This is a genomic window from Novosphingobium sp. BL-S-19 (genome assembly GCF_055521675.1).
Window position 1 is genome coordinate 2,187,081 of the sequence record NZ_CM145498.1, and the last position, 25,694, is coordinate 2,212,774.

Here is a 25,694-nt window from a genome sequence, read left to right on the forward strand (position 1 = left end):
GGCACTTCTCGACCCAGCACTTTTCTGCGGAGTCTCGTCCATGTCCCTCAATGACGTAATCACCCTTCCCACCCGTTCCGGCATCGAACTCGAAGTCCGCCCCGCAAACGAGAGCGACGAAGCGGATCTGACATCCTTTTTCGAACAGGTGACCGACGAAGATCGGCGCTTCCGCTTCTTCGCGGCGGCGGACCGGGTGAGCGCGCAGCAAATCGCGCCGCTGGTCACGGCCGATCACTTCCGCACCGAATCGTGGCTGGGCGTGAACAAGGCCAGCGGGGAGATCGTGGCGTCCGGCGTGCTTGCCTATGACGATTCGCTGGAAACCGCCGAAGTGGCGATTTCCGTGCGCGCTGATCACAAGGGCAAGGGCGTTGGCTGGGCCATGCTCGATTTCCTGGGCAAGCAGGCCGAAGCCCGCGGCTGCAAGCGCGTGATGTCGATCGAAAGCCGCGAGAACAGCGCCGCTATCGAAGTGGAACGCGACAAGGGTTTCAGCCCCGAATCGTTCCCCGGCGATCCGACACTGGTGGTGCTTTCCAAGACTTTTGGCTAACGGGTTTGCTCCGGTTCGGCGCTATTCGTCAGCGGCGCTAACCCCTTGGTAAGCCTCGAACTTGCAAGACAGCCATCCATTTGGCGGAGGTTGTCTTGCAAATCGTTTCCCCCCACGACGTGGATCAGCTTGAGCGCGGCGCCCGCGTGGACCTTTCGCTGCTGTGCGAAGTGCGCCAGGGCACGCGCCCCTGGAAAGTCGCCCGTCTGGAGGATCTTTCGCCCGGCGGCTTCCGCATCGCCTGGCTTCCCGATGCGCGCGAAGACATGCCGCTGCGCATCCGCATTCCCGGCCTTCAGATGCTGAGCGCGCGGATCTGCTGGACCAGCGGCAACACCATCGGCTGCGCCTTTGCGGAGCCACTGCACACCGCCGTGTTCGAACATATCGCCCGCGCCGCAGGCGCCTGAGGCAGGGTCTGAGCCCAAACGAAAAGGGCGGGCCTCGCAGCCCGCCCTTCGCATTTTCGCTGTCGGTCGCTGCCTCAGATGTGAAGCGCGCGGCCGTAAGCTGCCAGAACCGATTCGTGCATCGCTTCCGAGATCGTCGGGTGCGGGAACACGGTCTGCATCAGTTCGGCTTCGGTGGTTTCCAGCGTCTTACCGACGACGTAGCCCTGGATCATCTCGGTCACTTCCGCGCCGATCATGTGGGCACCCAGCAGTTCGCCGGTCTTGGCGTCGAACACCGTCTTTACGAAGCCTTCCGGCTCGCCCAGCGCGATGGCCTTGCCGTTGCCGATGAACGGGAAGGTGCCGGCCTTCACGTCGTAGCCCGCTTCCTTCGCCTTCGCTTCGGTCATGCCGACAGAGGCGATCTGCGGGTGGCAGTAGGTGCAGCCCGGGATATTGCGACGGTCGAGAGCGTGCGGATGCACGTCCTTGTTGCCCAGTTCCTTGGCGATGGACTCGGCAGCGGTAACGCCTTCATGGCTCGCCTTGTGCGCCAGCCACGGACCATCCACGCAGTCGCCAATGGCCCAGATGCCCTTGACGTTGGTGCGGCCGTAGTCGTCCGTCTTGATGTGGAAGCGCTTGTCGGGCTCGATGCCGAGATCTTCCAGGCCGATATTCTCGACGTTCGGCACGATGCCGATGGCGACGATCATGTGGCTGAATTCGTGCGCAGCTGCTTTGCCGGCCTTGTCGGTGATGGTCACCTTCACGCCGTCCTTGCCAACGGCCAGATCGCTGGTCTTGGCGCCGGTCATGATCTTCATGCCCTGCTTGGTCAGTTGCTTTTCGAGGAAGGCCGAAACGTCGGCATCTTCCACCGGCACGATACGGTCCATCATCTCCACGACCGTGACGTCAACGCCCATGTCGTTGTAGAAGCTGGCGAATTCGATCCCGATCGCGCCCGAACCGATGACCAACAGCTTGCTGGGCATTTCCTTCGGGGTCATCGCGTGGCGATAGGTCCACACGCGCTCACCGTCCGCCTTGGCGTTCGGCAGGTCGCGGGCGCGGGCGCCAGTGGCGATGATGATGTGCTTGGCGGTGAGGGTTTCGGTGCCCTTCTCGCCGGTCACTTCCAGCTTGCCCGGAGCGACAAGCTTGCCGGTGCCCATGTGCACGGCGATCTTGTACTTCTTCATCAGGTGCGTGACGCCCTGATTGAGCTGCTTGGCAACGCCGCGCGAACGCTGGACGACCGCGTTCAGGTCCGCCGTGATGTTGTCGGCGGCAAGGCCGTAGTTCTTGGCGTGCTTCATCTGGTGGAACACCTCGGCCGAGCGCAGCAGCGCCTTGGTCGGGATGCAGCCCCAGTTGAGGCAGATGCCGCCGAGCAGTTCACGCTCGACGATGGCGGTCTTCAGGCCAAGCTGCGCGGAACGGATCGCCGCGACATAGCCACCGGGGCCCGAGCCGAGGACGATGACGTCATAGGTATCAGCCACTGTCTTACTTCTCCTGATCGATGACGCGCGGTTTGCCGAATTCGTTCACCGCGACGAAGGTGAACACGGCCTGCGTCACCTTCACTTCTTCTTCTTCATGCCGATGGCGGCGCCACGCCTCGATGGCGATCGTCATCGAGGTGCGGCCGACCCGCTTGATCTCACCATAGACCGAAACCTCGTCACCTACCTTTACGGGCAGGTGGAACTGGGTGCCGTCCATGGCGACGGTGACCGCGCGGCCGCGCGAACGACGGGCGGCGATCAAACCGGCACCCATGTCCATCTGGCTCATCAGCCAGCCGCCGAAGATGTCGCCATAGGCGTTGGCATCGGCCGGCATTGCCGTGACCCGGATCACCGGGTCACGCGGGCAACCGCTGGTCTTGTCTTCCATCTCAGGCAACCATGCCCAGCGGCGTTTCGATGTATTCGCGGAACGCGGCCATCAGGCGGGCGCCGTCGGCACCGTCCACCGCACGGTGGTCGAAGCTGCCGGTCGCGCTCATGACGGTGGCGACGCCCAGCGAATCGTCGGGCATGACCCACGGGCGCTTCTCGCCCGCGCCGACGGCGATGATCGTTGCCTGCGGCGGATTGATCACGGCCGTGAACTGCTTGATGCCCATCATGCCCATGTTCGAGATCGAGGCAGTGCCGCCCTGATACTCGCCCGGCTGAAGCTTGCCTTCCTTGGCGCGCTTGCCAAGGTCCTTGGTCGCCTTGGCGATTTCGGAGAACGACTTGCCGTTGGCGTTCTGGACGATCGGGGTGATCAGGCCGCCCGGGATCGAAACGGCGACCGAAACGTCGGCACGGGCATACTTGATCAGCTCGTTACCGGCGAAGGTCACGTTGCATTCCGGCACGTCGATCAGCGCGCGGCCAAGGGCCTTGATCAGCATGTCGTTGACCGAAACCTTCACGCCCTGCTTTTCGAGCATGGAGTTGATCTCGGCGCGCAGGGCCATCAGCTTGTCGAGGCGCACGTCCACGGTGAGGTAGATGTGCGGCGCTTCCTGCATCGACTGGGTAAGGCGACGCGCAATGGTCTTGCGCATGCCCGACAGCTTTTCGACGGTGTGCGGGATGCGGTCGTCAAGCAGAGCGCGGGTTTCGGCAGCCATTTCGACCGAAGCGGGCTTCGCTTCGCCGGCGGCGACAGGCGCTGCGGCCGGGGCCGATGCGGCAGGCGCAGCAGCCCTCGGCGCGGCGGTGCCGGGCTGAGCGGCTTCAACGTCGGCCTTGACGATGCGGCCCTTGGGGCCGGTGCCGGAAACCGAAGCGAGGTCGACGCCCTTGGCGACGGCAACACGCTTGGCGAGCGGCGAGGCGACCACGCGGCCGTCCTTGCTGGCCGGAGCAGCGGCAGGTGCCGAAGCGGCGGGAGCCGGGGCAGCAGCAGGCGCAGCGGCCGGAGCCGGAGCGGCAGGCGTATCAGCCTTGGCGGGAGCGGCGGCAACGGCGCTGGCGTCTTCGCCTTCACCGGCGATCACAGCGATCACGGTGCCGACCTTCACGCCTTCGGTGCCTTCGGGCACCAGAATCTTGCCGACGACGCCTTCGTCGACGGCTTCGAATTCCATCGTGGCCTTGTCGGTTTCGATTTCGGCCATGATGTCGCCGGAGTTGACGGTATCGCCTTCCTTAACCAGCCATTTCGCCAGTTTCCCCTCTTCCATCGTGGGGGACAGGGCGGGCATCTTGATCTCGATGGGCATGGAAGCTTGTGAGTCCCTTGTTATCCTGGGGAGGTGTGCGGGGTTGGCCTTTCCTTGGACAAGTTGCGCGCAGCATACAAGCGCCTTCGCAATCCTTTCGCCATTCGTGATCCCTTGCGCAGAGACCTGAATGGCCTGATAAGCGCATCCCAAGGGGATCAAGGCTAAAAATCATGCGCGTCTATCTGGTTATTGTAGACGAGACGGAAGAGGCGCTGGTCGCCCTTCAGTTCGCCGCCCGCCGCGCGGCCAAGACCGACGGCGTGCTGCATCTTCTCGCTCTGGTACCGCCGCAGCCGTTCAATGCCTTCGGCGGCGTACAGGCCACGATCGAGGAAGAAGCCCGCGCGCGCGCGGAAACGCTGGTGACGGCGGCGGCCGGAAACCTGCTTTCCCAAGGCGCGAAGATGCCAGTGATCTCCGTCCGCATGGGCGAGGATATCAAGATCGTGCGCGAATACCTGAAGGAGCATCCGGAGGTTTCCGCACTCGTTCTGGGCGCGGCGAAGGAAGGCGGGCCGGGTCCGCTGGTCGCGCACTTCACCGGGGCGGGCCTTGGCCACATGCCCTGCCCCGTCTTCGTGATCCCAGGGACGCTCGATGCCGAAGCGATCGAGCGTCTGAGCTAAGCCCCAGATTTATCGGCTCCGGATCGGAGCCGATTGCCTCACTTCTTCTTCCGGCCTTGGTGCCGGATGTTGCCGGGCCGCCCGCGCTGGCCGACGAAGTGCTTGCCCTTCTTCTTGAGCGACTGCGCCTGCGGCCTGCCGCGCTGTTCGATGCGGCCGCCGCCTTCCTCCAGTTCGAACTTCAGTGCGCCGGTCAGCGGATTCGCTTCCGCCAGTCGCAGACGCAGGATCTGGCCGACGGCATAGCTGGTGCCCGTGCTTTCGCCTTCGAGGACTTGCGCCTTCTCGTCATAGGCGAAGCGCTCGTCGCCCAAGGTCGAGACCGGGACGAGGCCATCGCCGCCGAGGCTGATGATCGTCGCGAAGAAGCCGAACTTCTGCACGCCGGTGATGCGGGTGTCGAAGACCTGACCCACGCGGCCGGACAGCCACGCCGCCACATAACGATCGATCGTCTCGCGCTCGGCCTCCATCGCGCGGCGTTCGGCCGTGCTGATCGCCTCGCTGACACGGCCCAGATCGTCCCGGTCACGCTCGGACAGGCCTGAAGTCGCCGGGATGTCGCCATCCGGCTTCGGCTGCTCCAACCCATAGGCATCGACCAGCGCGCGGTGGACCAGAAGGTCCGCATAGCGGCGGATCGGTGAAGTGAAGTGCGCGTAGGAGCCGAGCGCAAGGCCGAAGTGCCCTTCGTTGCGCGGCCCGTAATAGGCCTGCGTCTGGCTGCGCAGCACCGCCTCCATGATCAGCGCCTTCTCGCTCTCGTCCGCGATGTCCTTGAGCATGCGGTTGAACAGGCCCGGCGTGATGACCTGCCCCAGCGAAAGCTTGCGGCCGAACGTCGCCAGATAGTCCTTCAGCGTCGTCAGCTTCTCGCGGCTCGGCGTCTCGTGGATGCGATAGACGACCGGCGCGACCTTGGCTTCCAGTGCCTTGGCGGCAGCGACGTTGGCGGCGATCATGAAGTCTTCGACCACACGGTGCGCATCAAGCCGTTCGCGAATGGCGATTTCGGCGATGCGGCCCTGATCGTCCAGCTTCACGCGGCGTTCGGGCAGTTCCAGTTCCAGCGGGTCGCGCGCGGCACGGGCTTCGGCCAGCAGCTTCCAGCAGCCCCAAAGCTGCTTCAGATGCTCGGGCGCGCGGTCTTCGTCGATACGCGCCTGCGCTTCTTCGTAGGCGATAACCTCGTCGATGCGGACGATAGCGCGGGTGAAGCGCCATTCAGTCACCTTGCCCTGCCCGTCGATCTTCATGTGGCAGGCCATGGCCGCGCGGTCCTCGCCCGAACGCAGTGAGCAGACGTCGGCGCTCAGCACTTCGGGCAGCATCGGCACGACGCGGTCCGGGAAATAGACCGAGTTGCCGCGCCGCCGCGCCTCGCGGTCGATATGGCCGCCCGGGCGAACGTAGAACGAGACGTCGGCAATGGCGACAAGCGCATCGAAACCGCCCTGCTCGTTCGGAGCCGCCCAGATCGCGTCGTCATGGTCGCGCGCGTCGGAGGGGTCGATGGCGACGATGGGCAGGTGCCGCAGATCCTCACGCTTTTCATGGCTGAGCGGCATCTTCGCTGAGCGCTCCGCCTCGGAAATGGTGTCGCCGTCGAAGTGGTTGGGAATGCCGTGCTTGTGGATCGCGATCAGGCTGAACGCCTTGGGCGCGAGCGGTTCGCCCAGCACTTCGGTCACCTTGACCGAGGGGCGCGCGGAACGGCCGATGGGCTCGGCCAGCACCAGTTCGCCCTTCTCGGCACCGCCAAGATCGGAAATCGGCGAGGAGTTGCGGATGCGCTTGTCGACCGGGGCCAGCCAGGCCTTGCCCGCACCGTCGATCTCCACGACGCCGAGCATCTGTTCAGAGCGCAGCATCAGCTTCTTCATTGGATAGGCGCGCCAGCCGGTGGGCGTCTCTTCCGTGCGCGACAGCACTCGGTCCCCCTTCTTCAGCGCCGAGCGGCCCTTCTCGATCAGGCGGATACGCGGCGGCGGGGTAGCGTCGTCCGGCGTCCAGGTATCGGGAATGGCGATAGGCTCGCCCTCATCGATATCGACGATCCGCAGCACGGTCACCTTGGGCAGGCCGCCCATGCGGTGGAAAGCGGTACGCTTGCCGTCGATCAGGCCTTCCTCGGCCATGTCCTTCAGCAGCGCCTTGAGCTGGATCTTCTCCTGCCCCTTCAATCCGAAAGCGCGCGCGATCTCTCGCTTGCCGGCCGGCTCCGTGGCGTTCTGGATGAAATCGAGCACCTGCTGGCGCGTGGGCAGACCGGGCTCATGGCGCGGTTTCGACGACTTGGGCGTCTTGTTCATGGGGCGAGGCATAACACCGCACTTGGCGGCAAACCAAGGCAATTACAATCCATGTCGGCCTGGCTGCACCTGCGCGCTCTGCGTGCACTCCTTATTTGTGCGGATTGGCGGAACGTCCATACGACAGTATTGTTGGATTATTGCCGAGCGGGGGATCGTCATGCGCTGTCAGCCACAGTCACGCAAATACGCCATTCTTCTGGCCGGAGCCGCGATTGCGCTTCCCGGCACCGCCTTGGCCGAGCCCAATGCAGTGGACGGACTGATCGGACCTATGCAGGCCGGCGCTCCGGACGCAGCGACAATCAAGGCGCGATGCGATAGCCTGATGAAAGCAATCGACGCCCGCACTGCCCAACTGGAAGCCGAAAGCGGACCGGCGACTATTGGCGGCACGCTTCAGAGATACGATGATATTTACGATCTCATTTTGGCGGGCGCGGGCGAATCCATCCTTTATCGCCAAGTCATGGCCGATGCCCCGCGGCGTGATGCTGGCGCCGCCTGCGAGGTTCGGATGCAGGCGGCGACCAACCGGATCGGCCTGTCGCGCCCCATCTACGATCGCCTCAAAGCCATTGATGCCTCGCACGAGGATGCGGCAACGCGATATTACCTCGCCAACATCCTACAGAATTTTGAAATCGCCGGCGTCGGCGAACCAGCGGATCGCCGCAAGGTCGTCCAGGCCTTGCAAGATCGTATTTCCGCCAATGGAACCGCTTTTGAAAAGGGCATTGCCGACGCCAGAAAGACGATAGAGGCGAACCCATCCGAACTGGCTGGACTGCCCGCCGATTTCATCGCGACCCACCCGCCCGGTCCGAACGGCAAGGTCATCCTGTCGACCGACTACACCGATGTATTTCCGGTGATGTCCTATGCTCTCAGCGATGTGCTGCGCGAACGGCTGCAACGCGCCAATCGTACGCGCGGCTATCCAGAGAACGATGCCCGCCTGACAGCCATGCTGAATGACCGAGCGGAGCTGGCCGCAGATCTTGGCCGCAGCGATTTCGCGACGCTGGTGCTGGAAGACAAGATGCTGAACACGCCAGCCAAAGTGGAGGGTTTACTTTCAGGGGTCGACGAAGTTGCGCGCCCTGTCGCTCAGCGAGACTATGATCGTCTGCTCGCCGAAAGGCGGCGGGACGAGCCCGGCGCCAAAGAGGTCGATCTTTGGCAGTACGGGCTCTATTCCCAGCGCGTGCTGCAGCGGGATTATGCTTACGACGCGCAGGAAATGCGCAAATACTTGCCCTATGGCAAAGTGCGCGACGGCATCCTGAAACTGACGTCAGACCTCTTCGGCGTGCAGTTCCGTCCATGGACTACCGCCAAGTGGGATCCGGGTGTCGAAGCCTACGAGATGTTGGAAAACGGCAGGGTGATTGGCCGGTTCTACTTCGATTCCCACCCACGCCCCGGCAAATACGAACACGCGAACATGATAGCGCTGCGCGTTGGCCTTTCCGACAGGACCGTCCCCATGGGAGCGCTGGTCACCAACCTTTCCGCCGGCAATAGTGGAGAGTCGCTTATGGAGCATGACGACATGGTCACGTTCCTGCACGAGTTCGGCCACATGCTACACCACATCTTTGGCGGCCAGCAGCAGCGCTGGGCGGGCCAATCGGGCGTCGCCAACGAATGGGACTTCGTGGAAGCGCCGTCACAGATGCTGGAAGAGTGGGCATACGATTACGACACGCTGGCCACTTTCGCCGCCGATGGTTCGGGCAAGCCCATACCGCGTGATCTGGTTACCCGGCTCAATCGGGGACGCTACTTCGGGCGTGGCTTCGACGCCCTGCGCGAAGTCGGCTATTCGACGATTTCCCTGCGCCTTCATCAGTCGCCGGCACCTGCAGATCTTGGTGCGAAAACGCGATCTCTCTACGCGGCCTACGTCTTCGGTCCGGTGCCGGAGTGGTATCAGATCCAGGACAGCTTCAGTCACCTCAACGGCTATTCGGCGATCTACTACACCTACACCTGGTCGAAAGTGATCGCGGACGACATGTTCACCCAATTCCAGACGCATGGCCTGCGAGACCGGGCGACGGCGAAACGGTATCGCGATATCGTGCTGGCTCCCGGCGGAACACGCCCTGCCGCGGAACTGGTGGAGGCATTTCTGGACCGCCCGATTGGGCTGGACGCATTCAAAGCTGAACTTGCGAAGGATATGTGACCGGCAGCGCTTGCAAGCTGAGGCCGGCCTTCAGAGCAGCCCACCCAACCGCGTCGGGAATCGACTGCTCTAAGTTTGTGGTTTGGCGTTTTTTCCCAGCCATCAGGTGATCCCACCCGATTGGAAAATGCTCTAATGAACCGGCTCTTTCGCTACAGCCTCGATCGGGGATTTCACCTTCTCGGTCATCTGCGATTTGATCATGAGCTGCCAAGAAGACACCGCCAAAACGCAAGCCAGCAGCGGTTGCAGCACCTTGTCCGGTGCGTGGGATGAAAGGTAGCTGCCCACGATCACGCCGGGGATCGAACCGATCAGCAGATTGCCCAGCAGCACCAGATTGACGTCGCCGATGATCCAGTGCCCCGCACCGGCGATCAGCGCCAGCGGAACGGCATGGGCGATGTCGGAGCCCACCAGGCGCGAAACCTGCAGGCGGGGATAGAGCACCAGCAGAACGGTAACACCGATGGCGCCCGCGCCGACCGAGGAGATCGACACGGCAAGGCCAATTACTGCCCCCAGGATAATGGTCCCGGCGGCAACCTTGCCGGCAGGAACCGGTGGCTTGTTTTCGGAAACGAAGCGCGTCAGCCACTTGCGCGATGCCACGGCGACGGCGGTGACGAACAGCAGCAGCGCCAGCGAAAACAAGATCACGTTCTCGGTCGATTTGCCGATCTTGCCGATGTAGGCCAGTACCAGCAGCGTGACGATCGCGGCGGGAATGCTGCCGGTGGCCAGGCGGCGAACGATCGTCCAATCCACCGTTTCGCGCTTTCCGTGAACAACCGATCCGCCGATCTTGGTAATCGCCGCGAACAACAGATCTGTACCCACGGCCGTCTGCGGGTTCACGCCGAACATCAGCACCAGCAGCGGCGTCATCAGAGATCCGCCGCCCACGCCGGTCAGACCCACGAGCACGCCGACCAAAAGGCCCGCAATCGCGTGCATCATGTCAAAAGGGTGGGTCATAGGCCGTTAACTCTTTCCAACGCTCGTCACTCCCCCGCCCGTGCATCGAGAAGGATGTGCCACGCAGCGAAACACCAGGATTTCCGGCCACTTCAAGGGCCAGCATGCCTGGAGCTGGGATTTTCTACTCATTCACTAGAGAATGACAATAGGGGCGAAATTGCCAAACTGCTCCGGTTTGATCCCTATTCCGGAGAAGCAAGAGGATTATATCCTCCGCCCGGAACTGCAGCGGCAACCGGGCTTTCGCTGCCATCGGCAGCTATCGCATTCACGCCGAGAATCCAGTCATCGCCGCGCAGCCCGTCGAGTTTAACACTCGTCGCGGCGGTTTTTGCGACCACGGGCTGCGCTTCCCAGGCCGCTGCATCGGTGCGGCGCCGCCATACGGAATAGGCAACCGCGCCGGGCACCGGCTTCCAGGTGACGTCCGTCCAGGTCTTCACCGCAGCATCGGCGGTCGGCGTCGGCGGCATGGGCGCCTTCGCCAGAGCCGCCAGCGCGGCGATGTTGAGACGGGTCACGCGGGCGAGATAGGGGAAATCCATCTCGTCGATCGTGTCACCGAACTTCACGCCGTTTTCGGTGCGCAAATCCTGGTGCTGATGGTTGTAATCCTCGATGGCGACCGAAAAGCGTACGGCCGGGTTGCCCTGCTCAAGGAACGGCAATTGATCGCCGCCACGGCCCATGCGGTCCGCCCGCCAGACCTGCCGGACTTCCAGATCGTCCTGCACGCCGCCGGCGAGCCCGGCAATGAAGCGCGAGATATTACGCGAAGGGCTATCGTTCTCACCGCCAAAGCGGCGCGCATCGGCGCGAGTCTTGTCCGTGGCATCGGCGCGCGGGCCTTCGGAGAACAGGCGCACATGCGTATCGTCGACAAGCCCGTCCGCCCCGCGGCTGCCGCCGACGATGTCGTTGTTGAGCACCGCCTTGACCGTCCAGCCCTGCTTCTTCGCATAGTCCGCCAGCAACTTGCCGCCGTACAGCCCCTGCTCCTCGCCCGAGAGCGCGGCATAGACGATCGTGGTGGGGAACTTGCGCTTGGACAGCACCCGTGCGGCTTCGAGGACCAGCGCGGTGCCCGAACCATCGTCGTTGGCGCCGGGGGCGTCGCTCTTGATATCCATGACATCGGTCACGCGGCTGTCGATATGCGCTTCGACGATCACGACTTCGTTCGGGCGTTCGGTGCCCCGCTGGATGGCGACCACGTCGACCATCTTTACCGGCGTCGGAATGCGCGTGCCGCTGACCATGCTTTCGGGCATGACGACTTCCAGGCAGTTCCCGCAGGCCTTGGACGTCTTGCGGAATTCATCGGCCGCCCAGCGCCGTGCCGCACCGATGCCCCGCTTCGGATCGGTATCCGACGACAGCGTGTGGCGCGTGCCGAAGGAGACCAGCTTCTCCACATCCGCATGCATCCGCGCTTCCGAAACGTCCGTTGTGGCAGCCGGAGCGTCGGCCGCCATCGCGGCGATCGGGCTGAAAATGCTGGATGAAAGCGAAAGTGCGACCAGGATCTTGTTGTTCATGGCGCGCTTGTCGGGCCTTGCGCCGCGCTTGGCAAGACCCGAGCCGGCATCAGAACCGAACCGGAGCCGCTCCATAGCGATTGGCGCCGGGCGTGGAAGGCCAGACGCCGAAGACGATCACGATCAGCAGCGCGGCCCAACCCATCAGGCTGGCACCGACGAACTTGGACTGAAAGCCGAGGATACCAGCCGGATCAGCCTCCGACATCCGGCTCATCGCGCCGATGATTTCATCCATCTTCGACCAGACGAGCGCTTTCGAAGCGAAGGACAGGGCCAGGGCGATCAGCGCGATCCAGCCCGGTCGGTTCGAATCGTGCAACCTGCGAATGAAGGCGGCCAGCAGCAGAAGCCCCGCAATGACCGACACCACGGCGCTCAGCGTCATTGAGGTGCGCATGTAACCGGCCATCTGCGCCATCATGCGGGCCTGAAGCTCGGTCTCCGACGCGCCCTGCTGCGCAGCGCTGAATGCACCGCGCATCATGCCGCCCATCATCGGCATGGAGATCAACATGCCGGCGGCATATTGAATGATGAACAGGAAGAGGACGTAGAACCAGAAGGTCTGCCGCGCATCGCGGCCCTTGAAGTTCAGGAGGTTCGACAGGTTGTACTTGATCGATCTCAGCACGCCCTCTTCCTTTCAGTTCATCGGTTGCACCACATCAGTAAGAGCGCGCCACGTAGATGCGCTCAACAGCCGGGCGGCCGGTGAACACGCACGTGCCGGTGGCCGCTTCCTCACCCAGCGGCGTGTTGCGCATCGTCAGCTTCAGCGTCTTGAGCTTCTGCACGACGGCTTCCAGTTCGGCGCCGGTGGGGCGGGCCCATTCGACTTCGACCCAGCCCGGATAGCGCTTGTCGTCCGAGAAGAACGCCGAAAGCTCGTCAAAGCTGCCCAGGCGGGTGACGTTGGCATCGCGGCGGCTCTTGGCCTCGGCATAGAGCGATGCCTGGAAGTCCTCGATCTCCGCCGCGGCGCGGGCGATGAAGTCGTCCTTAGCCATGGCGACGAAGTTGGCCTTGGCCGCTTCGTTCCACAGCTTGTCGCGGCGCAGCATCGAGATCTGGCCACCCGCAGCATCGCGGCCGCCGATTTCGAGGATGAGCGGCACACCCTTCTTCACCCAGGCCCAACGCTTCTGCGTGGCCTTGCCCGGACGCTTGTCCAGCAGGACGCGCACGGATTCACCCAGCGCGGATTGCTTGACCAGTGCCTTGCGCAGCTCCTCGCAATAGGCGAGCAGCGCCGCGTCCTCGTCATTGTCGCGCAGCATCGGCAGGATCACGATCTGGTGCGGCGCCACCATCGGCGGCACGCGCAGGCCATCATCGTCGCCATGGACCATGATCATGCCGCCGACCATGCGGGTGGACGTGCCCCAGCTGGTGGTATGGGCGTACTGCTGCGTGCCTTCCTTGTCCTGGTACTGGATGCCGGAAGCCTTGGCGAAGCCGGTGCCGAGGTAGTGTGAGGTGCCGGCCTGCAGCGCCTTGCCATCCTGCATCATGGCTTCGATCGAGTACGTAGCGACGGCGCCGGGGAAGCGTTCGTTCTCCGGCTTTTCACCGGCGATCACCGGCATGGCCAGCTCGGTCTCGGCAAAGTCGCGATACATTTCGAGCGCGCGCAGCGTCTCTTCCATCGCGTCTTCGCGGTTGGCGTGGGCCGTGTGGCCTTCCTGCCAAAGGAACTCGCTGGTGCGCAAGAACATGCGCGTGCGCATTTCCCAGCGTACGACGTTGGCCCACTGGTTCACCATCAGCGGCAGATCGCGCCACGACTGGACCCAACGCGCCATGGCCGCGCCGATCACCGTTTCCGAAGTGGGGCGAACGATCAGCGGCTCTTCCAGCTTCGCTTCGGGATCGGGCACAAGCCCGCCCTTCCCGTCACCGATCAAGCGGTGATGGGTGACGACTGCCATTTCCTTGGCAAAGCCTTCGACGTGCTCGGCTTCCTTGGAGAAAAACGAAAGCGGGATGAACAGCGGGAAGTAGCAATTGGTAACGCCGGCTTCCTTGATGCGGTCATCCATCAGGCGCTGGATACGTTCCCAGATGCCATAGCCCCATGGCTTGATGACCATGCACCCGCGAACACCGGATTCCTCAGCCATTTCAGCTTCGGAAATCACTTCCTGGTACCACTGGGCGAAATCGTCCTCGCGCTTGACGGAGAGGGCGTGGCGAATGGCGGACACTGGGGCTCTTCCTGCTTGCATCGATGCGGGCGGACCATCCGCCGCATTCGGGCCCGTCGCGCCGGAAAATCACCAGCGCATCGGGCCCTTGCGCAGACCCTTATTTGCCCAGCGCGTCAAGCCTCTTCTGGATTTCGGCCATCTGATCGCGCAGCGCGGACAGATCGCTCTTATCTTCGGCGGGCGGTGCCTTGGGCTCCGGCTTTTCGGCGCCGGGCATGAAAGCGGCGGCGGCAGCCTTGAACATCGCCATGTTCTGTTCGGCCAGTTTCGCCAACGGATTGTTGCCCAGGCTATCCTCGAACGCCTTGTGCAGCTTCGACTGGTTGGCGCGGAAATTGTCCATCGACGCTTCAAGGTAGTGCGGCACCAGCGACTGCATCGAATTGCCGTACATGCTGATCAGTTCGCGCAGGAAGTTGACCGGAAGCATCTGCTCTCCGTTCGATTCCTCTTCCATGATGATCTGCGTCAGGATCGTGTGCGTGATGTCGGTTCCGGTCTTGGCGTCCAGAACCTTGTAGTTCACACCCTCGCGCGTCATCTTCGCAAGATGGTCAAGCGTGATGTAGCTTGAAGATCGCGTGTTGTAGAGGCGACGGTTAGCGTATTTTTTGATTATTACGGTGTCGTCTTCGTGCGAACCCGCTTCTGGCATGACCAATCCCCGATTATCCTGGGCCAACCCCCAATTGATTTAGAGTTGCACGATACCACTCCGCATTGTCGCAACGCAACACAATTTGCTGCGCAGCAAAATCCGAATCAGCGTCCAAAACGGCGGCCGAGGGTGGTCAGCAATTCATATTGCGAAAGGCCGGAGATCGCGGCGGCTTCAGGCAGGGCATATTGTGCAGTCACCCAATCGCCCTCGCCAATGTCCGGCGCAGCGGAAAGATCGATCGCCGACATGTCCATGCTGACGCGGCCCAACACCGGCAGCCTTATGCCATCGGCAGCGAACACGCCCTTGCCCGACCAGCAGCGCAGATAGCCATCCGCATAGCCGATCGCGATCGTGCCCACGCGCATCGCATGGGGTGCGGTGAAGGTGGCGTTGTATCCCACCGTCTCGCCCGCCTGCACTTCGCGCACCTGCAGCACTGCGGCCTGCGGGCGGACGACCTGGCGCAGCAAAGGCGCCATCTCTCCGCGCGGAATGCCGCCGTAAAGCGCGATCCCGGGGCGTGTCAGATCTCCGTGGTAGTCCGGGCCCAGTGCAATGCCGCCACTGTTGGCAAGACTGGCGCGCGAATGCCCCACCATGCCACGCGCCTCATTCCAGAGCGCGCACTGGCGGGCGTTGAGATCGGTTTCCTCTTCGGCGGAAACGAGGTGCGATAGCAGCACATCGATATCTAAGCCCTGCACTGCCGCATCAGCCAGTTCGCCCAGCGATACACCCAGGCGGTTCATGCCGGTATCCACCATCAGGTGACAGCGGCCACCGCCTCCTGCGATCCAGCGCTGCGCTTGCGCCAGCGAATTGAGCACCGGGACCACACCCGACGCGCGCGCGAAAGCCATGTCTCCATCGTTCAGCGGCCCATGCAGCACTGCGATGCTGCTGGGATCGACAAGGCCGATCAGTTCGGTAGCCTCGCCCCAGTGCGCCACAAAGAAGTCCCGGCAGCCAGCCTCGGCCAGCACGGGAACAGCCTCTCTTGCACCCAAGCCATAGGCGTTGGCCTTCACCGCCGCCCCCGCCCGCGCCGCGCCCGACAGTCCGTTCAGCGCGCGCCAGTTGGCGGCAAGGGCTGCGCGGTCGATGTCGAGACGAAGGGCGGGCGTTGGAAAGTCAGGAAGCCCAGGAATGTTTAGCATGGTCACCATAATCACGCGGAGGGCCGCCCCGCAGCCCCCACAGCGAGACCACGAGGGCGAGTGCAACCACCCCCCAGGTGTACCAGAGGCCCTGGTAAGGGTTGCCGCTGCTGGCGACCATGTAGCTGGAAATCAGCGGAAGGAAACCGCCAAAGTATCCCGTGCCAATGTGATAAGGGATCGACATCGAGCTATAGCGGATTCGCGGCGGGAACATTTCCGAAAGCAGCGCCGCCACCGGGCCGTAAGTGGCGCCGGAAAGCGCCATCAGCACGATCAAGACCCCGCCGATCGTCAGCGCTTCCCCGATGCTGGGCCGGACTTTCGCGAAATCGTATCCGGATTGGCCCAGCCAGTGCTGCAGCATTTTGCCACGCGCCACTTTGTCATCCCACGGATAGTGCTCAAGCGGCAGCCTTCTTTCCGCGACCAGCATCTTCAATTCCGGCGCCGCATCCAGCCGGTAGGAGACGCCGATACCGGCCAGATCCCCCAGCAATCTTGCGCAAGGCGTCGCCTGCTCCGCCTTGAAGGGATTGTAGCGGCAATCCGGCCCGGCCACGAAAACCGGTGCCTGGTCCGCCGCGTTGGCCAGCCCCGGATTGGCGTAGTTGCCGATCACCCAGAACGCCGGGAACAGCAGCAGCAGCGTCAGTACATAGCCGATGACGATCGGCTGCTTGCGGCCGACGCGGTCGGAAAGGCTGCCGAAGATCACGAAGAATACCATGCCCACCGCCGCCGAAATGCCGACGATGATCTCCGCGCTGGTTTCCTCCAACCGCATGGCGCCTTTCAGGAAACCCAGGGCCGAGAACATGGCGGTGTACCAGATCACTGTCAGCCCGGCGGCAATGCCGAATAGCGCGATAAAAATCCGCTTGGGATTGCCGGGGTAGGTGAAGCTTTCCTTGAACGGATTGCCAGAAATCTCTCCCTCTTCGCGCATCGCCTTGAACACCGGGCTTTCGGAAAGCTTCAGGCGCATCCACAGCGAAACGCCCAGCAGCACGATCGACAGCACGAAAGGCAGGCGCCAGCCCCAGGCTTCCCAGGTTGCCGTGCTCATCGCCGCCTTGCAGGACAGCACGACGATCAGGCTGAGCACGAAACCGCCCACGACGCTGGCCTGGATGAAGCCGGTATGAAAGCCGCGCCGATGCGGCGGCGAATGTTCCGAAACGTAGATCGCGGCGCCGCCATACTCGCCGCCAAGGGCAAGGCCCTGCAGCACGCGCAGCAGCAGCACGATGGCGGGCGCGGCCATGCCGATGCTCGCGGCCGATGGGATCAGGCCGACGCCGGCCGTGGCAATGCCCATCAGGGTGACGGTGACGAGGAAAGTGTATTTGCGGCCCAGCCGATCACCCAGAAAGCCGAACAGGATCGCACCCAGCGGCCGGAATCCGAAGCCCACCGCGAAGCCCGCCCATACCAGCAGCGTTTCCAGCGTGACGTTGCCCGATGGGAAGAAGGTCTTGCCGATCACCGCGGCGAGCGTGCCGTAGATGAAGAAATCGTACCATTCGAACACGGTGCCCATCGACGAGGCGGCGATGACCAGCCTGATGTCGGAGGCGCTCGGTTCCTCTGCGTGCGAAAGCTGCGCGGCTTGTGCCATAGATCCCCCCAAGCCCCTTCTTCGGGCCCTTTCCCCGGGGCCGTGCACCCAGTCTAGCCCGTCGCGCCGTCTCCGGAAAGCGCCGAAAGAGCGGCCTTCCACGGCAGCATCACGGCACCGTGCCGCGCCGGATAATCGCGCGCCGCAGCGATGCTGGAAAGGCCGGGCCAGTCCGGCAGAGGCGCGTCACCGCCAAGCCAGTTGGCGATGGCCTGCGCGGCTGCCGCAAGCTCCGCCTGTGAGCGGCCCTGCGCAGCATCGGCGAAGATCGCCGCCGCAGCCTGCCCGATGGCGCAGGCCTGGCTGCGCACACCGATCCGGGCCACCCTGCCCGCCTCATCCAGCGCCAGACCTAGGGCGATGGTGCTGCCGCAACTGGGGGAGCGCGCTTCCGCCTGAAACGGCAGATCGCCGTCCCAGCCATGTGCCGCCAGCCTTATGGCAAGGCCCAGAACCTCGGGCGTGTAGAGAACCGTGGTGGACACCGGCCCGCTCAGGCCCCGCTGTCCTGCGCCGCCTCTGCCGCGTGAGCCTCACGCCGGCGTTCGGCCAGCATCTTCACCAGCGCTTCGCTGCTGGCGTTGATGAAGGAATAGGTGCGCGCCTGCTTGATCCAGTCGGGCCGGCCGGCCGCGCCCCAGATCGTGTCATAACCCAGCACCAGCACGGAGAAGCCCAGCACCGCGATCAGCACGCCCTTCACCGCGCCGAAGCCGAAGCCCAGCACGCGGTCGATGGGGCCCAGCAGCGAGGCACGGCTGGCGCGGCCGGCCCAGTTCGCCACCAGCTTCACCGCCGCGAACGGCACCAGCAGCAGGATCGCGAAGGCCAGCACCGGCGTAGCCGATCCACTGCCGGTATGCGGCTCCAGCCAGTGGGCCAGCGGCGTATGCATGGTGCGGATGGCGATGACGGCGAAAACCCAGGCGCCCAAGGCAAGGATTTCCTGCACGAAACCGCGCATGAAGCCCGTGATGGCGCCAACGCCGACGATGACGAGAACTGCAATATCGAAACCGGTCATGGTATCCGCGAAACTAGAGCCTGCATTGCCGAAGAGGAAGCACCCAGATGTCCCCCGGCTTTGCCGCAGGCTCTAGGCATCTGCCAGAATACGGTCAACGAGGTTGGGCAACATGGAAAGCCCCGTGAAATCCAGCCCCTTTTCGGGATTGGCGGTCGCCACCGGGCCATAGGCGCGACCGAAACCGAGCTTGGCCGATTCGCGCTGCCGGATCGATGAATGGGCCACGGGGCGGATTTCGCCCGCCAGCGAGACTTCGCCGAACCATACGGTATTCTTCGGCAGCGGCCGGTCGCCCAGCGCCGAAACCAGCGCCGCCGCCACGGCAAGGTCCGCCGCCGGATCGGCCAAGCGGTAGCCCCCAGCCACGTTCAGATAGACTTCCGCGCTGGAGAAATTGAGCCCGCAGCGCGCCTCCAACACCGCCAGCAACATCGCCATGCGCCCCGAATCCCAGCCGACCACGGCGCGGCGCGGGGTGGCCCCGCTCTGCAATCGCACGATCAGCGCCTGGATTTCGATCAGCACCGGCCGGGTGCCTTCCATCGCCGCGAAGACCGCACTGCCTGCCATCGCGTCCTCCCGCCCCGAAAGGAACAGCAGCGACGGGTTGCCTACTTCGGCAAGGCCGGCACCTTCCATGGCGAAGACGCCGATCTCGTCCACCGGGCCGAATCGGTTCTTCAGGCTGCGAAGGATGCGGTACTGGTGGCTGCGCTCCCCTTCGAAGCTCATCACCACGTCCACCATGTGCTCCAGCACGCGCGGGCCGGCGATATTGCCGTCCTTGGTGACATGCCCGACAAGGATCAGCGTAACGTCGTTTTCCTTGGCATAGCGGATCAGTTCGAAGGCGCAGCCGCGCACCTGACTGACCGTACCCGGCGCCCCCTCGATCGTGTCCGAATGCATGGTCTGGATCGAATCGATCACCAGCAGCGTGGGCGCATCCATCATGCCCAGCGTCGTCAGGATATCGCGCACCGAAGTCGCCGAGGCGAGCTGGATCGGTGCCTTGGACAAGCCTAGGCGCTCGGCGCGCAGGCGCACCTGCCCGGCCGCTTCCTCACCGCTGACATAGACCGCCGTGCTGCCCGAATTGGCGATATGCGCCGCCGCCTGAAGCAGCAGCGTGGACTTGCCGATGCCCGGATCGCCGCCCAGCAGGATCGCGGATCCGGGAACAAGGCCACCACCCAGCGCGCGGTCGAATTCGGCAAGGCCGCTGGCGCGGCGCTTGGGCAGTTCGCCCGGGGCGTCGAGCGGCGTGAACAGGATCGGCCGCCCGCCGGACGAGAGATCGTGCTTCGAGGAGAACACCGTCTGCGGCGCCTCTTCGCTCAGCGTGTTCCACTCCCCGCAATCGGCGCACTGGCCCTGCCAACGGGTAGTGACGCCTCCACAGGCCTGACAGACATATCGACGTTTGGGCTTTGCCATGGCGCATCGATTATCTGGAACGGAATGAGAACGCAATTGCCTTTCGGCACGCCTCGCTCCACACTAAGTCCATGCGCCAGAAGGAACTGCGGATCGCGCTTGTCTGCTACGGCGGCGTCAGCCTTGCCGTCTACATGCATGGAGTCACCAAAGAGCTGTGGAAGGCCCTGCAGGCCAGTCGCGCCTATTGGGCGGACGACCTTGCGCCCACCGGCACCACGGCCATTTACCTGAAGCTTCTGCGCCGGCTTGAGCAGGCCGGGAACCTGCGCCTGCGCGTGCTGTGCGATATCGTGGCGGGCGCCAGCGCGGGCGGCATCAACTCGATCTTCCTCGCGCAGGCGATCCACTCCGGCCAGTCGCTGGAACCGCTCACCGACCTCTGGCTGGATGTGGCCGATGTGGACGAGCTGCTCGATCCCGAGGCGCGGCCATGGTCCGGGCGCACCAAGTTCTGGGCGCATCCGATCGCTACCTACTTACTGAACCGACCGGGCAACGCGGTCAGCGCCAGCGTCGCGCCGGAAACGCGACAGGAAGTGCGCGACAAACTTTCGCGCCTGATCCGGTCGCGCTGGTTCGAACCGCCGTTCAGCGGCATCGGTTTCTCCCGCCTGCTCTACCGCGCGATGTCGGCGATGAAGGACACCAGCGGCCCTGCCCTGCTGCCCATGCGCCACCCGATCGACCTGTTCGTCACTGCCACGGACTTCAAAGGCCATCTGGAAACGCTGCGACTGCACTCGCCCGAACTGGTGCTGGAAAGCGAACACCGGCTGACCTTCGGCTTCCGCGCACCAGGCGGCGCGCAGGAACTGGCTGCACTGCCCGAACTGGTCATGGCCGCGCGTTCCACCGCCAGCTTCCCGGGGGCCTTTCCGCCGCTTCAGCTGGAGGAAATCGACCGGCTGGTCGCCGAAAACGGCATCGACTGGCCGGGCCGCGATGCCTTCTTGCGCCGGATCATGCCCGAGCATGCTGCGCGCGGCGATCTCGATTCGGTCTCGCTGATCGATGGATCGGTGCTGGTGAATGCGCCTTTCGCCGATGCCATGCGCGTGCTGCGCAGCCGGCCCGCCACGCGGGAGGTGGACCGCCGCTTCGTCTACATCGATCCCGCTCCCGACCGCGTGGGCGCCGACTTGCGCCGCGACACGCGCCCCCCGGGCTTCTTCACGACGATCTTCGGATCGCTTTCCTCGATCCCGCGCGAACAGCCGATTCGCGACAATCTGGAAGCGCTGGAGGAAGAATCGCGCGAAATGGCGACGCTGCGCGCCATCGTCCGCGCCCTGCGGCCGGAGATCGAAGAGACCGTCGGCAATCTGTTCGGCCATACACTGTTCCTCGACCGGCCGACGCCCAAGCGGCTCGCCGCGTGGCGGGCGCGAGCGCAGCAGGCGGCGTTCGAACAGGCGGGCTTTGCCTATCACGGCTATGTGCAGGTGAAGTTCACCGGCGTCGTCACCATGCTGGCGCGTCTGGTGTTCGAGGCGGCACCGGCGCTGGGCGTGGGATCCACCGCGCCGATTGCGGACCGGCTCTACGCCTATCTCTCCGAAAACGGCATCGACCGGATGCAGCCTTTGCGCGGCGGCACCTCCCCCGGCATGGCGGCCTTCTTCCGGATGCAGGACATCTCCTTCCGCATTCGCCGCCTGCGCCTACTCGCCCGGCGAGTCACGCAGGAATGGAGCCTCGACGGCGACGTCGACGAGAGCCAGCGCGATGCCGCGCGTGAGGCGATCTACGGCGCGCTGGCACTGTGTATCGAGGCGGAGGCGGTCTCGTTTCTGGGCAAGGAATTCGTCGAACGGGCCGAAAGCGTGTTCGAGGATCCGGGCGCCCTGCTCGATCACGTGGCAGACCGCCGCAACCTGCTGGAGATCGATGCCCGCGTGGACGAAATCCTGGCCGAGATGCTGTCCACGATGCCGGCCGGGCTGCGCAAGCGACTGCTCCTCGCCTATCTGGGTTATCCCTTCTACGATACCGTGACGCTGCCTTTGCTGCGCGGCGAAGGGCTGGACGAATTCGATCCCATCCGCGTCGACCGTATCTCGCCAGAGGACTGCCATGCCATCCGGCAGGGGCCGATGCTGCGCGGCAGCGAGTTCTACAACTTCGGCGCCTTCTTCAGCCGCGCCTATCGCGAGAACGACTACTTGTGGGGGCGCCTGCATGGGGCGGAGCGGATGGTGGAGCTGCTCGCTTCCACGCTGGAAGGCGAACATGCGCTGGACGAGCGGGAACTGGACGGCTTCCGGCGCGAGGCATTCCTGGCCGTATTGGCCGAGGAACAGGGGCGGCTGAATGCCGATCCGGCGCTCGTGGGGAATATCCGGATCGAAGTGCTGCGCCGGGTTTGATCGGCGGGCGTTATCCGGCCACATTTCGTCATTGCGAGCGTAGCGAAGCAATCCAGGGCGGCGCAGAACTGCCCTGGATTGCTTCGCTACGCTCGCAATGACGAGAGGGGGTGGGACAGGAAGCCTATTGCCCGTCCCGGCCCCAAAAAGATCACGCCGCCCTCGCGTGGGCGAGGACGGCGTGACGAAATTCATCGGTGAAGGACCTTGCCGAAATTACTCGGTCAGATCGTTCCACGCTTCCTTGATGCGGTCGAAAAAGCCCTTTGAGCCGGGGCATTCGTCGCCGGTCTCGGTGGACTGCAGTTCGCGCAGCAGTTCCTTCTGGCGCGCGGAGAGCTTGGTGGGCGTTTCCACCGTGATCTCGATAACCAGATCGCCGCGGCCACGGCCTTGCAGCACGGGCATGCCCGCACCGCGCTTGCGCAGCTGCTTGCCCGACTGGATGCCCGCCGGAATATCCAGCGTGATCGGCTCGCCATCGATGCCCGGGATCTCGATCGATCCACCCAGTGCCGCCGTGGTGAAAGTGATCGGCACGCGCGTCAGCAGCGAAGTGCCGTCACGCTCGAACACCTTGTGGCGCTTCACATGGAGGAAGATGTAGAGATCGCCCGGAGGCGCGCCGAACGGCCCGGCCTCGCCCTTGCCGGCAAGGCGGATGCGGGTGCCCGAATCGACGCCCGGTGGAATTTCCACTTCCAGCGTCTGCGGACGATCCACGCGGCCTTCGCCGCCGCAGGCGCGGCACGGCTTTTCGATCACTTCGCCGCGACCGTGGCAGGTCGGGCAGGTCCGCTCCACCACGAAGAAGCCCTGCTGCGCGCGCACCTTGCCGTGGCCGGTGCACATATTGCAGGTGCGCTTGCCGGTGCCGGGTTCGGCGCCGGTGCCGTGGCAGGGATCGCAGCTTTGCGAAACCTCGATGGTGATCTCGGTGGTCTTGCCGTGGAACGCTTCGTCCAGGCTGACTTCCATATCGTAGCGGAGGTCCGCGCCGCGGCGCGCCTGCTGACGCCCACCGCCACCGCCACCGAAGGCGCTGCCGAAGATGGATTCGAAGATATCGCCGATGTCGCCGAATTCGGCACCCATGCCGGGGCCGCCGCCGCCACCCATGCCCTGCTGGAATGCGGCATGGCCATAGCGATCGTAGGCCGCCCGCTTCTGCGGGTCCTTCAGGCAGTCGTAAGCCTCGCTGATCTGCTTGAAGCGCGATTCGGAATCGTCACAGCCCGGATTCTTGTCCGGATGGAAACGCATGGCGAGGCGGCGATAGGACGACTTGATCGTCTTGTCGTCGGCATCGCGCGATACTTCGAGCAGTTCGTAATAGTCGATTTCGGTAGCTGACACGTCTCGTTATTCCCCGCGTGCGACCTGGCCGCCACCGTCACATTGGGTAACGATGGCGGCCACGCTTGTCATGAGGACTGGTCAGCCCTTGTTGTTTTCGTCGACTTCCGAGAATTCGGCGTCGACGACATCGTCGTCACCACCGGCCGGAGCGGCGTCCGGCGAAGCGGCCGAGGCCTGCTCCTTCTCGTAGATGGACTGACCCATCTTCATCGCGACTTCGGTCAGCGCCTGCGACTTGGCCGTGATGTCGGCGGAATCGCCGCCTTCGATCGCTGCCTTGGTCGCGGCGATGGCCGCTTCGACTTCCGACTTCAGGCCGGCGTCGATCTTGTCGCCATGCTCGGCGATCTGCTGCTCGGTCGCGTGGACGAGGCTGTCGGCGTTGTTCTTGGCCTCTGCGGCCTCACGACGCTTCTTGTCCTCTTCGGCGAACTTCTCGGCATCCTTGACCATCTGGTCGATGTCGTTGTCCGACAGACCGCCAGAGGCCTGGATGCGGATCTGCTGTTCCTTGCCGGTGCCCTTGTCCTTGGCAGAGACGTTGACGATGCCGTTGGCGTCGATGTCGAAGGTCACTTCGATCTGCGGCACGCCGCGACGCGCCGGCGGAATGCCGACGAGATCGAACTGGCCGAGCATCTTGTTGTCCTGCGCCATCTCGCGCTCGCCCTGGAACACGCGGATGGTCACCGCCTGCTGGTTGTCCTCGGCAGTCGAGTAGACCTGGCTCTTCTTGGTCGGGATCGTCGTGTTACGGTCGATCATCTTGGTCATGATGCCGCCCAGCGTCTCGATACCCAGCGACAGCGGGGTGACGTCCAGCAGCAGCACGTCCTTGACGTCGCCCTGAAGCACGCCGGCCTGGATCGCGGCGCCCATGGCAACCACTTCATCCGGGTTCACGCCGGTGTGCGGATCCTTGCCGAAGAAGTCCTTCACGACTTCGCGCACCTTGGGCATGCGGGTCATGCCGCCCACCAGCACGACGTCGTCGATGTCCTTGGCCGAAAGGCCGGCATCGGCGATCGCCTTGCGGCAGGGTTCCAGCGTGCGCTGGATCAGGTCCGCAACCATCTTTTCAAGGTCGGCGCGGGTAACGGTTTCGACGAGGTGCAGCGGGGTGGTGGCGCCGCCTTCCATGCGTGCGGTGATGAAGGGCAGGTTGACCTCGGTCGTCGCGGTGGACGACAGCTCGATCTTCGCCTTTTCGGCCGCTTCCTTCAGACGCTGCAGGGCCAGCTTGTCGCTGCGCAGGTCCATGCCTTCCTTGGCCTTGAACTTGTCGGCCAGCCATTCGACCAGCTTGGTGTCGAAGTCTTCACCGCCCAGGAACGTGTCGCCGTTGGTCGACTTCACTTCAAACACGCCGTCGCCGATTTCGAGGATCGAAACGTCGAAGGTGCCGCCGCCAAGGTCGTAGACGGCGATGGTCTTGCCGTCCTGCTTGTCGAGGCCATAGGCCAGCGCGGCCGCGGTCGGCTCGTTGATGATGCGCAGCACTTCAAGACCGGCGATCTGGCCGGCGTCCTTGGTCGCCTGGCGCTGCGCGTCGTTGAAGTAGGCCGGCACGGTGATGACGGCCTGCGTCACGGTCTCGCCGAGGTACGATTCGGCGGTTTCCTTCATCTTCTGCAGAGTGAAGGCAGAGATCTGCGACGGGCTGTAGTCTTCGCCGCCGGCCTGGACCCAGGCGTCGCCGTTCTTGCCCTTGACGATGTGGTACGGAACCAGCTCGGTGTCCTTCTTGGTCACCGGGTCGTCGAAGCGGCGGCCGATGAGGCGCTTCACCGCGAAAATCGTGTTGTCGCCGTTGGTCACGGCCTGGCGCTTCGCCGGCTGCCCGATCAGGCGCTCACCATCCTTGGTGAAAGCGACGATCGAGGGCGTCGTGCGCGCGCCTTCGGAATTCTCGATAACCTTCGGCTTGCCGCCGTCCATCACGGCCACACAGCTGTTGGTGGTGCCGAGGTCGATACCAATTACTTTTGCCATTATCCCCATTCCTCACGTCAGTGGATG

At 64.0% G+C, this 25,694-nt stretch carries 21 protein-coding genes; 5 read left to right on the forward strand and 16 right to left on the reverse strand.

All coding sequences use genetic code 11. From position 1 onward, the window contains the following. The first annotated feature begins 40 nt into the window (after positions 1 to 40). Positions 41 to 556 (forward strand): N-acetyltransferase family protein, encoded by a 516-nt coding sequence (locus tag ACZ1JV_RS18395; RefSeq protein WP_465149964.1) that lies wholly within the window; start codon positions 41 to 43, stop codon positions 554 to 556. Between the two features lie 95 nt (positions 557 to 651). Continuing rightward, positions 652 to 966: a PilZ domain-containing protein gene (locus ACZ1JV_RS18400; RefSeq protein WP_465149965.1), complete on the forward strand. Its 315-nt coding sequence runs from the start codon at positions 652 to 654 to the stop codon at positions 964 to 966. Between the two features lie 74 nt (positions 967 to 1,040). Here ACZ1JV_RS18400 and lpdA read toward each other — a convergent pair whose 3' ends face one another. Genes lpdA through ACZ1JV_RS18415 form a run of 3 tightly spaced genes read right to left on the reverse strand, consistent with a single transcriptional unit; the run spans position 1,041 to position 4,177 of the window. Beyond that, a complete protein-coding gene (lpdA, locus tag ACZ1JV_RS18405) occupies positions 1,041 to 2,456 on the reverse strand; it encodes a dihydrolipoyl dehydrogenase (RefSeq protein ID WP_465149966.1) in 1,416 nt (471 codons plus the stop codon). 4 nt (positions 2,457 to 2,460) lie between these two features. Beyond that, the gene (locus tag ACZ1JV_RS18410; protein ID WP_465135247.1) at positions 2,461 to 2,853 is read right to left on the reverse strand and encodes an acyl-CoA thioesterase; all 393 of its coding nucleotides are present in this window, start codon (positions 2,851 to 2,853) and stop codon (positions 2,461 to 2,463) included. A gap of 1 nt (position 2,854) precedes the next feature. Next, positions 2,855 to 4,177, reverse strand: coding sequence for a pyruvate dehydrogenase complex dihydrolipoamide acetyltransferase (locus ACZ1JV_RS18415; protein ID WP_465149967.1), 1,323 nt, complete (start codon positions 4,175 to 4,177; stop codon positions 2,855 to 2,857). A gap of 173 nt (positions 4,178 to 4,350) precedes the next feature. On the opposite strand from ACZ1JV_RS18415, the gene ACZ1JV_RS18420 reads away from it, so the two are divergent. Further along, a complete protein-coding gene (locus ACZ1JV_RS18420) occupies positions 4,351 to 4,806 on the forward strand; it encodes a universal stress protein (protein WP_395333247.1) in 456 nt (151 codons plus the stop codon). A gap of 38 nt (positions 4,807 to 4,844) precedes the next feature. On the opposite strand, the gene rnr is transcribed toward ACZ1JV_RS18420, so the two are convergent. Continuing rightward, positions 4,845 to 7,118, reverse strand: coding sequence for a ribonuclease R (gene rnr, locus ACZ1JV_RS18425; RefSeq protein ID WP_465149968.1), 2,274 nt, complete (start codon positions 7,116 to 7,118; stop codon positions 4,845 to 4,847). A 160-nt stretch (positions 7,119 to 7,278) separates the two neighbouring features. Here rnr and ACZ1JV_RS18430 point away from each other — a divergent pair, with 160 nt between their 5' ends. Further along, positions 7,279 to 9,312: a M3 family metallopeptidase gene (locus tag ACZ1JV_RS18430; RefSeq protein WP_465149969.1), complete on the forward strand. Its 2,034-nt coding sequence runs from the start codon at positions 7,279 to 7,281 to the stop codon at positions 9,310 to 9,312. A 132-nt stretch (positions 9,313 to 9,444) separates the two neighbouring features. On the opposite strand, the gene ACZ1JV_RS18435 is transcribed toward ACZ1JV_RS18430, so the two are convergent. The 10 genes from ACZ1JV_RS18435 to radA all read right to left on the reverse strand — a co-directional run bounded on the left by ACZ1JV_RS18435 (position 9,445) and on the right by radA (position 19,947). Further along, positions 9,445 to 10,290, reverse strand: a complete 846-nt coding sequence (locus tag ACZ1JV_RS18435; protein ID WP_465135252.1) for a sulfite exporter TauE/SafE family protein — start codon at positions 10,288 to 10,290, stop codon at positions 9,445 to 9,447. 185 nt (positions 10,291 to 10,475) lie between these two features. Then, a complete protein-coding gene (locus tag ACZ1JV_RS18440; RefSeq protein WP_465149970.1) occupies positions 10,476 to 11,831 on the reverse strand; it encodes a M28 family peptidase in 1,356 nt (451 codons plus the stop codon). A gap of 49 nt (positions 11,832 to 11,880) precedes the next feature. Further along, the gene (locus tag ACZ1JV_RS18445) at positions 11,881 to 12,465 is read right to left on the reverse strand and encodes a DUF805 domain-containing protein (RefSeq protein ID WP_465149971.1); all 585 of its coding nucleotides are present in this window, start codon (positions 12,463 to 12,465) and stop codon (positions 11,881 to 11,883) included. 34 nt (positions 12,466 to 12,499) lie between these two features. Further along, positions 12,500 to 14,038 carry a proline--tRNA ligase gene (proS, locus tag ACZ1JV_RS18450; protein ID WP_465149972.1) on the reverse strand — a complete coding sequence of 513 codons (1,539 nt, stop codon included), beginning with the start codon at positions 14,036 to 14,038 and terminating at the stop codon, positions 12,500 to 12,502. Positions 14,039 to 14,138: 100 nt separating this feature from the next. Next, on the reverse strand, positions 14,139 to 14,696 hold the full coding sequence (phaR, locus tag ACZ1JV_RS18455) for a polyhydroxyalkanoate synthesis repressor PhaR (protein WP_465135256.1): 558 nt from the start codon (positions 14,694 to 14,696) through the stop codon (positions 14,139 to 14,141). A gap of 107 nt (positions 14,697 to 14,803) precedes the next feature. Next, the gene (alr, locus tag ACZ1JV_RS18460) at positions 14,804 to 15,862 is read right to left on the reverse strand and encodes an alanine racemase (RefSeq protein WP_465149973.1); all 1,059 of its coding nucleotides are present in this window, start codon (positions 15,860 to 15,862) and stop codon (positions 14,804 to 14,806) included. After that, positions 15,837 to 17,483 carry an MFS transporter gene (locus tag ACZ1JV_RS18465; protein ID WP_465149974.1) on the reverse strand — a complete coding sequence of 549 codons (1,647 nt, stop codon included), beginning with the start codon at positions 17,481 to 17,483 and terminating at the stop codon, positions 15,837 to 15,839. The genes alr and ACZ1JV_RS18465 overlap by 26 nt, the downstream gene beginning before the upstream one ends. 53 nt (positions 17,484 to 17,536) lie before the next feature. Beyond that, positions 17,537 to 17,968, reverse strand: a complete 432-nt coding sequence (locus tag ACZ1JV_RS18470) for an iron-sulfur cluster assembly scaffold protein (protein ID WP_465149975.1) — start codon at positions 17,966 to 17,968, stop codon at positions 17,537 to 17,539. 8 nt (positions 17,969 to 17,976) lie between these two features. Next, positions 17,977 to 18,507: a CvpA family protein gene (locus ACZ1JV_RS18475; RefSeq protein ID WP_465135260.1), complete on the reverse strand. Its 531-nt coding sequence runs from the start codon at positions 18,505 to 18,507 to the stop codon at positions 17,977 to 17,979. Positions 18,508 to 18,579: 72 nt separating this feature from the next. Continuing rightward, positions 18,580 to 19,947, reverse strand: coding sequence for a DNA repair protein RadA (radA, locus tag ACZ1JV_RS18480; RefSeq protein ID WP_465149976.1), 1,368 nt, complete (start codon positions 19,945 to 19,947; stop codon positions 18,580 to 18,582). A gap of 71 nt (positions 19,948 to 20,018) precedes the next feature. On the opposite strand from radA, the gene ACZ1JV_RS18485 reads away from it, so the two are divergent. Beyond that, the gene (locus ACZ1JV_RS18485) at positions 20,019 to 22,316 is read left to right on the forward strand and encodes a patatin-like protein (protein WP_465149977.1); all 2,298 of its coding nucleotides are present in this window, start codon (positions 20,019 to 20,021) and stop codon (positions 22,314 to 22,316) included. Positions 22,317 to 22,532: 216 nt separating this feature from the next. Here ACZ1JV_RS18485 and dnaJ read toward each other — a convergent pair whose 3' ends face one another. Together dnaJ and dnaK are read right to left on the reverse strand one after the other, a co-directional pair. After that, the gene (gene dnaJ, locus ACZ1JV_RS18490; protein WP_465149978.1) at positions 22,533 to 23,672 is read right to left on the reverse strand and encodes a molecular chaperone DnaJ; all 1,140 of its coding nucleotides are present in this window, start codon (positions 23,670 to 23,672) and stop codon (positions 22,533 to 22,535) included. An 81-nt stretch (positions 23,673 to 23,753) separates the two neighbouring features. After that, positions 23,754 to 25,667, reverse strand: a complete 1,914-nt coding sequence (dnaK, locus tag ACZ1JV_RS18495; protein WP_465135264.1) for a molecular chaperone DnaK — start codon at positions 25,665 to 25,667, stop codon at positions 23,754 to 23,756. Positions 25,668 to 25,694 lie beyond the last annotated feature (27 nt).

Bases quoted from the DNA above. Each gene is read 5' to 3' on its own strand.
- dnaK (WP_465135264.1), bottom strand. From the start codon at position 25,667: ATGGCAAAAGTAATTGGTATCGACCTCGGCACCACCAACAGCTGTGTG.
- ACZ1JV_RS18395 (WP_465149964.1), top strand. From the start codon at position 41: ATGTCCCTCAATGACGTAATCACCCTTCCCACCCGTTCCGGCATCGAA.
- ACZ1JV_RS18465 (WP_465149974.1), bottom strand. From the start codon at position 17,483: ATGGCACAAGCCGCGCAGCTTTCGCACGCAGAGGAACCGAGCGCCTCC.
- ACZ1JV_RS18485 (WP_465149977.1), top strand. From the start codon at position 20,019: ATGCGCCAGAAGGAACTGCGGATCGCGCTTGTCTGCTACGGCGGCGTC.
- ACZ1JV_RS18430 (WP_465149969.1), top strand. From the start codon at position 7,279: ATGCGCTGTCAGCCACAGTCACGCAAATACGCCATTCTTCTGGCCGGA.
- ACZ1JV_RS18475 (WP_465135260.1), bottom strand. From the start codon at position 18,507: ATGACCGGTTTCGATATTGCAGTTCTCGTCATCGTCGGCGTTGGCGCC.
- ACZ1JV_RS18420 (WP_395333247.1), top strand. From the start codon at position 4,351: ATGCGCGTCTATCTGGTTATTGTAGACGAGACGGAAGAGGCGCTGGTC.
- ACZ1JV_RS18415 (WP_465149967.1), bottom strand. From the start codon at position 4,177: ATGCCCATCGAGATCAAGATGCCCGCCCTGTCCCCCACGATGGAAGAG.
- rnr (WP_465149968.1), bottom strand. From the start codon at position 7,118: ATGAACAAGACGCCCAAGTCGTCGAAACCGCGCCATGAGCCCGGTCTG.
- ACZ1JV_RS18435 (WP_465135252.1), bottom strand. From the start codon at position 10,290: ATGACCCACCCTTTTGACATGATGCACGCGATTGCGGGCCTTTTGGTC.
- ACZ1JV_RS18410 (WP_465135247.1), bottom strand. From the start codon at position 2,853: ATGGAAGACAAGACCAGCGGTTGCCCGCGTGACCCGGTGATCCGGGTC.
- alr (WP_465149973.1), bottom strand. From the start codon at position 15,862: ATGCTAAACATTCCTGGGCTTCCTGACTTTCCAACGCCCGCCCTTCGT.
- radA (WP_465149976.1), bottom strand. From the start codon at position 19,947: ATGGCAAAGCCCAAACGTCGATATGTCTGTCAGGCCTGTGGAGGCGTC.
- ACZ1JV_RS18440 (WP_465149970.1), bottom strand. From the start codon at position 11,831: ATGAACAACAAGATCCTGGTCGCACTTTCGCTTTCATCCAGCATTTTC.
- phaR (WP_465135256.1), bottom strand. From the start codon at position 14,696: ATGCCAGAAGCGGGTTCGCACGAAGACGACACCGTAATAATCAAAAAA.